The organism is Nostoc cf. edaphicum LEGE 07299 (genome assembly GCF_015207245.1).
Classification (GTDB): Bacteria; Cyanobacteriota; Cyanobacteriia; order Cyanobacteriales; family Nostocaceae; genus Nostoc; species Nostoc edaphicum_B.
Genome location: NZ_JADEXF010000415.1, coordinates 1 through 4,661, shown reverse-complemented (window position 1 = coordinate 4,661; position 4,661 = coordinate 1). Strand labels below are relative to the sequence as shown.

The 4,661-nt window shown below is 40.5% G+C and carries 3 protein-coding genes; 2 read left to right on the top strand and 1 reads right to left on the bottom strand.

Annotated features, from left to right (window positions below; genetic code table 11):
* The first annotated feature begins 139 nt into the window (after positions 1-139).
* Together IQ229_RS13780 and IQ229_RS13775 are read left to right on the top strand one after the other, a co-directional pair.
* Positions 140-856 carry an ROK family protein gene (locus IQ229_RS13780; RefSeq protein WP_194044568.1) on the top strand — a complete coding sequence of 239 codons (717 nt, stop codon included), beginning with the start codon at positions 140-142 and terminating at the stop codon, positions 854-856.
* Positions 857-1,167: 311 nt separating this feature from the next.
* Positions 1,168-1,722 carry a peptidoglycan-binding domain-containing protein gene (locus IQ229_RS13775; RefSeq protein ID WP_194044566.1) on the top strand — a complete coding sequence of 185 codons (555 nt, stop codon included), beginning with the start codon at positions 1,168-1,170 and terminating at the stop codon, positions 1,720-1,722.
* Between the two features lie 112 nt (positions 1,723-1,834).
* Here IQ229_RS13775 and IQ229_RS13770 read toward each other — a convergent pair whose 3' ends face one another.
* Positions 1,835-4,255 (bottom strand): sucrose synthase, encoded by a 2,421-nt coding sequence (locus IQ229_RS13770; RefSeq protein ID WP_194044569.1) that lies wholly within the window; start codon positions 4,253-4,255, stop codon positions 1,835-1,837.
* Positions 4,256-4,661 lie beyond the last annotated feature (406 nt).

The window sequence follows — 4,661 nt, the reverse complement described above, 5'->3', positions numbered from 1 at the left end:
TCTTTACCCTGTAAGCTGTACCCTATTCCCTTGTTCACTCTCCACCAATATAAAGACTCCCCAAACATCCAAGATATTATCAAATGCAGCAGAGCATAATTAATAACGAAATAACAAGCATTAACAAGGATATAAGTCAATGGTTGAAGAAAATGGATCGATTCGTACCCTATCGGTTGATATTGGCGGTAGTGGCGTTAAGGCTATGGTTTTGGATATTACGGGTAATCCTGTAACGGAAAGAGCGCGTTTAGATACACCGCAACCTGCAACACCGGAGGTTGTAATTAATGCAATTGTGGTCTTAGCCGCCGCTCAAGGTGAATTTCATCGCGTTTCGGTCGGTTTTCCCGGTGTGGTACGATGTGGAGTCACGGAAACAGCGGTAAACTTACATCCAGATTGGATCGGGTTTGATTTGGAAACAGCATTATTAAAACACTTACACAAGCCTGTTCGGGTGATTAATGATGCAGATATGCAGGGATTTGGTTCGATCAAGGGTTTAGGTGTCGAATTGGTGATTACTCTGGGTACAGGGTTTGGTTCGGCTTTATTTGTAGATGGTAAGCTGGTGCCAAATATGGAAATGGGACATCATCCGTTTCGTAAAGGAGAGACTTTTGAGCAGCAGTTGGGGCGTGCAGAGTTAGAAAAAATTGGTGATAAAAGGTGGAATAGGCGTTTAGAAAAAGCGATCGCATCCTTGCAACATCTGTTTAATTATGACTACCTTTACATTGGCGGTGGTGAAGCCGTAAGGGTCAATTTCCAGCTACCGTTAAATGTCAAACTTATCCCCAATATCACCGGTTTATTAGGCGGTATTGCTTTGTGGCGAGATGAAAAAAGATAAAAAGGTTTTCATTTCAATATCCACAACTGAGAGTATTAAGCGATATCTAAGGGCAGCCTACGCTACACGCTTTTTATTAAGGTGCATCTTTTCTCAAAAACCATTAATTTAGATAGTATTTCTGGTAACTTGATGGCTTGATTAATGATATTAATTTAATTAAATGGAATCGGAGGTGAGCAAATATGAACATGAAAATATTATCTGGAAAAATTAGTACATGATTTTTTTGTTTGCTTAGTGTATACTATCCCGGACAGCAACAATATTGTTGGTTAAAAGAAATATTGCTTGAAGTAAAATAAACTAAAATGAATGAAATTGGCCTGATGATGACGGGCGTATTCACAATAAGACAAGCATCTGGGGTCAATTTGCCACAGCAGCAATTATTGCAAATGGAAAATGACGTACACCAGTCAAAACAGAGTCAGTTAGAGATAGCTGCTAAAGTTACGCCACCTGAATTTATGCAGACAGATGAGATTTCCCAGGCTTCTCTCTCAGCGCTAAAACTAGAAAAAGAACACATACTTCAGAAAATCAACAAAAAGAATCTGGGACTAGTCTCTTCTAACTTAGGTAAGCCTAAGAAGTCTTTTCAGTCTGAAGGTAAAGTCCGTACAAAGGCTACAGGACGATTTCAGAAGTTTAGTAGCCAACCTCTACCGACTCTTTATTTTGGTAGTTCTGGTATTGCTGTCAGAGCCTTACAACAGCTATTAGTGTCTAACGGTTATGCTGTGAGAGTTGATGGGATTTTTGGCGCACTAACAGAGACTGCTGTCAAAGCCTTTCAAAACCAGCAGAATTTAGGTGTAGATGGAGTAGTTGGTCAACGAACTTGGAGTGCGTTGACAATTTAGTTATTTGTTGATTGTCCTTAGTCATTTGTCTTTAGTCTTTAGCTAATGACAAATGACGCCACGTGCTTAACTTGGGGAGACCCCAAGACCGCAGTGGCTCACAAATGACGAACTAACGGTACTGATGCTGCTCTAATAACTGTTGCGCTCTTGGCTTGTAAATTAAATAGAACAAAGCCTCGATATAGCGCAATAAATCTTCCCGATTTTCTTTTGAGGTAAAGTTCCAGAAGCCATAAATCCGTGCTAGTGATAACAACTTGCTAGTGTGAATTTTCCAAGTATAGGTGCTGTAAACTCGGTCAATTCCTCGCTGGGAAATTTCACTCCAATAGTTAGGATTTTGTTCGCATTTAGTGATGAAGTCTACAATTTTGGTGGCTGTCTCCTCTAAATTGGTCGGGTTAATCAAAAAGCCATTCACCTTATCTTGAATAATCTCTAATGGCCCACCAAACTGTGTGGCAAAAGTCGGTAATCCTGAAACCATCGACTCTAAAATTGTCAAACCAAAAGCTTCAAATAAAGCTGGTTGTACAAAAATTCCCTGATGATCGGCAATGACTCGATAAATTTCACCAGAATCAGTTTTAGTCAGGCGCACACCCAGCCAACGAATCTTTCCGTGGAGATTGTACTGGTCAATTATTTGGTAGAGTTTGATAATTTCGTCACGTTCTTCGTTGTCACCTGATTCTTCGACGCGTAATTTACCCGCTACCAAAATTAAGTTGCAATGCTCTTGTAATTCTTTACTTTGACCATAACATTCAGCTAAACCTGTGAGGTTTTTGATGTGATCGAGACGCGCCATTGAGAAGAGAGGGCGCTTGTTAGGATCGTCGAGTTTGCCAAAGATTTGCGTGGGATCTTCCAGAGTAAAGAGGGTTTCTGCAAGGCGTTGGCGATCGCTCTCTACTCGGTCTTTATTTCGGGTGTAGGGGAAGTAATTATTTTCGTTTACTCCAGGCGGTACGACATTAAATTTGGGACTAAATAGTTCAATGCCATTGGTAACATGGTACAACTCCGGCATGGTGAAGCACTTATAAGACTCGTACTGTCCCACACTATCTGGTGTCCCGACAATTTCTTGGTAGGTGCTGCTAATCACAAAATTGGCAGCATTCATGGCAATCAAATCAGCTGTGAATTGCAAGGAAAAATGATATTTCTCTTCTAATTCTTGCCAGTAGAGGTTACTGAACAAGTATTTAGATTTTTCCAAAGCATGGGCAACATTGCATTGAGTAACTTTCAGCCGTCGCGCTAACAAGAATGCTATTAAATTCCCATCAGTATAGTTTCCAACTATTAAGTCAGGTGTACCGTGAAATTCTGCCCGTAGTTCTCTTTCGGAATCAATGGAAAAAGTTTCTAGATAAGGCCAAAACTCAAACCGGGAAATCCAGTTTTGAGTCATGTTAGGATTGAATTCCCGTAAAGGCACTCGCAAAATCCAGGCATTTTCGGTATCGTGAACTTTTTCTAGCCGTTGATTACAAAGAGTGCCATCACTATTGGGAATCAAGCGGGTGAGAATAATCACCTTTGGCTCAACATTCAATTTCTCTAAACCCGCAAGCATCACATCTTCTTGTAGCTGCTTCTCTAGGCTCTTTGCCTGGTCAAGGACGTAAACTACCTGACCGCCAGTATCGGGACGCCCCAACACTCCCTCTTGCCCAAACCAACCGTGAGCTGACACCAAGACGATTTTAAAAATCATCGGGACACGAGAAATTAAAGCTTCTAGGGTCTGGGGATCGGCAGAATCAATCAATTCATCGAGAATATTTAAAGTTTCCCGGACTCGCGCTGCGGTGTTACCCCAACCCGGTTCAAAACCCATTGACTGCAATTGGAACCGGAATTGTTCGTAAGGTTCATCATCGGGGCGATTATTAACAAAACCGATAGCTTTCTTAACTTGCTCGGAAAGTTGCTGCTGTGATTGAATGCGATCGTTGAGTAGCAGTTGCACACCGTTGTAGTGGTGCAGGCGCAAAAAATTCAATAAGCTGTCCAGCAATTGTTTGGAGTCTTGAAATATTTTGCTGGATAGATAGCGGTTGAGAAATTGTACCCCTTTACCAATATTTTTGGGATCGCGGATGGTTGGGGTGTAGTCATAAAACGGGCCGAAGTCCAATTCTAGCAGATCGCCCTCGTTAGGATGATATTTGTTCACCAAGCGATCGCGCAGATCCAACAAATCCTGCACCGTCATCGGCTCAATGCTTAAGTCTGATGTCAACCAATAAACTTCTTGGCTGGCAATCTTAGAACGGATGATGAAACAGAAGTTTGAGTCCTCCTGAATTATTTCCTGAGTATAGTAAATTAGTTTGCTTAACTCCGAGGAAGTGTAAAAGGCTTCAGGTTTCTGGGATTTGGAGCAATACTCACTATACACATTGAGTATGTCGTTCCGCAGCAAATACTTCTTGTCTTGTTGGCGTAATTCACTAAGAAAGGAACGCAAATCACTTTTTTCTTCACTATCTAAGACTGCTTGAAGCAATTCAGACATGGCGACTCCACTAGATGACGATGTTTGCATTGTTAACTTTCTAGGCGAGACAAATAAGCCTCCACCTTTTGTTAGACATATATAAACACGAAACAACACAGATAAATATAATTTATCTGTGTACCTACAAGTATCAACTTTTCAGCAGACACTTAAAGCGTGTTCTTCTTTACCTAAAGTATCTATGACTCAGTATTTTTGGATCTCACTAAAGGAATACAATTTTTATTTCTTTTGATAGAGGTTAGTAAATAAGTGCATCATAATATTTGGGGCACTTCTTATCACGCCCTCAATTGCTTAATGTAATCTTTACTATATCATTTTAGTTCAACTTAAATGAATTAAAATAAATTTTTGTTCCAAAACAGACTAGTATTGATTTGCCATAGTTATAATTTAGGCA